The sequence below is a fragment of the uncultured Kluyvera sp. genome, assembly GCF_902485085.1.
Classification (GTDB): Bacteria; Pseudomonadota; Gammaproteobacteria; order Enterobacterales; family Enterobacteriaceae; genus Kluyvera; species Kluyvera ascorbata.
Map to the genome: position 1 here is coordinate 1 of NZ_CABTJS010000021.1, position 1,523 is coordinate 1,523.

A 1,523-nucleotide genomic window follows, 5' to 3' on the forward strand; every position below is an offset into this window, starting at 1 on the left:
CTTTGATAGTCATATATTCCACCAGCTATTTGTTAGTGAATAAAAGGTTGCCTGTAAAATTACAAAAACCTTACGCAGCGTCAAGCGGAATCGTGTCAATCATTGCGACAAATCAATCCTCTGCCTAAGCTTTAGTCGACTGACGTGCCTCACTCTTCCTATGAGCTTGAAACCACATGAGGGCGGCGCCGGGGATTTTAAAGGGCGCAGAAGATAAAAATGTGATTTAAGTCACAATTCCCCGGGTGCCTTTTCACGCCGATTAAGTTTAGAACAAAAGTTCGCACTTCATTGTTAATGTTTTGTTAGAATCGTCTGGCATATGTATTTTTCATAATGAGATGTGAGCAAAATGGTGAAAAAAAACACCCCAGAAGAACTGAAAAATACCCTGAGTGAAATGCAGTTCTACGTTACTCAGAAACATGGCACAGAACCGCCGTTTACCGGGCGTTTACTGCACAATAAGCGCGATGGGATTTATCATTGTCTGGTGTGCGATGCGCCGCTTTTCCACTCCCAAAGTAAGTATGACTCCGGATGCGGTTGGCCCAGTTTTTATGAGCCGGTGAGTGACACGGCCATCCGTTACCTCAATGATTACTCCCACGGCATGCAACGCACTGAAATCCGTTGTGGTAATTGCGATGCGCACCTTGGGCACGTGTTCCCCGATGGTCCGCAGCCTACCGGCGAGCGTTTTTGCGTCAACTCCGCGTCGTTAAGCTTCACGGATGATGAGAACGGCGACGCGACCAAGGGTTGAAGAAACGATTCAGCAAATTATTCCTGAGGAGAGGGCGCTGAAGATGAGTATTGAGCAAATGATCGACAATATGACGCCGGAAATTTACCAGCGTTTAGTCACCGCGGTGGAGCTAGGAAAATGGCCTGACGGCGTGGCGCTGACGGCTGAACAGAAAGAAAACTGTCTGCAGCTGGTGATGCTGTGGCAGTCTCGCTACAACGATGATGCGCAGCACATGACTATCGACACGCAAGGACAGATGGTGATGAAGAGTAAGCAGCAGCTAAAAGAAGACTTCGGTATCACACCGAAGCCGATTGCGACGTTTAAACAGCACTAAGCGGCAGCCCACGGCTCAACCCACTGCGTGTTGGCGTACCACAGCGCCTCTCTGACCGCCACGGGCCTGTTCAACAGGCCCAGCGCGTAGAAACGGTCGGCGATCGTTTGCTGCGCGCGTATCGCCTGCATATCCATTTCACGCGTTTGATGGCTGCGCCGCGCCAGCGCACAGACCAGCGCTCCGGTATCCAGCCCCAGTTCGCTTGCCAGTAGCTGCGCTGCCTCATGGCGGTGCCTGTCGATAAACTTTCCGGTTTTCACCAGCGCCGCGACGATGCCGCTGATAATCTCTTCGTTATGCTGGGCATACTGACGGCGGGTGATGCTGCCAACTTACTGATTTAGTGTATGATGGTGTTTTTGAGGTGCTCCAGTGGCTTCTGTTTCTATCAGCTGTCCCTCCTGTTCAGCTACTGACGGGGTGGTGCGTAAC

4 protein-coding genes are annotated in these 1,523 nt (G+C 51.0%); 3 read left to right on the top strand and 1 reads right to left on the bottom strand.

The features are described 5' to 3' along the window. Positions 1 to 352: 352 nt before the first annotated feature. Complete coding sequence (msrB, locus tag RDN66_RS03705; RefSeq protein WP_035894600.1) at positions 353 to 766, top strand: peptide-methionine (R)-S-oxide reductase MsrB; 414 nt, start codon at positions 353 to 355, stop codon at positions 764 to 766. A gap of 43 nt (positions 767 to 809) precedes the next feature. Continuing rightward, positions 810 to 1,088: a YeaC family protein gene (locus RDN66_RS03710; RefSeq protein WP_035894598.1), complete on the top strand. Its 279-nt coding sequence runs from the start codon at positions 810 to 812 to the stop codon at positions 1,086 to 1,088. Here the strand turns inward: RDN66_RS03710 and RDN66_RS03715 are convergent. Next, a complete protein-coding gene (locus tag RDN66_RS03715; RefSeq protein ID WP_308537560.1) occupies positions 1,085 to 1,351 on the bottom strand; it encodes a hypothetical protein in 267 nt (88 codons plus the stop codon). The genes RDN66_RS03710 and RDN66_RS03715 overlap by 4 nt on opposite strands. Before the next feature lie 112 nt (positions 1,352 to 1,463). On the opposite strand from RDN66_RS03715, the gene RDN66_RS03720 reads away from it, so the two are divergent. Next, positions 1,464 to 1,523 (top strand): IS1 family transposase (locus RDN66_RS03720; protein WP_001623223.1); only part of this gene is annotated, 60 nt, incomplete at its 3' end.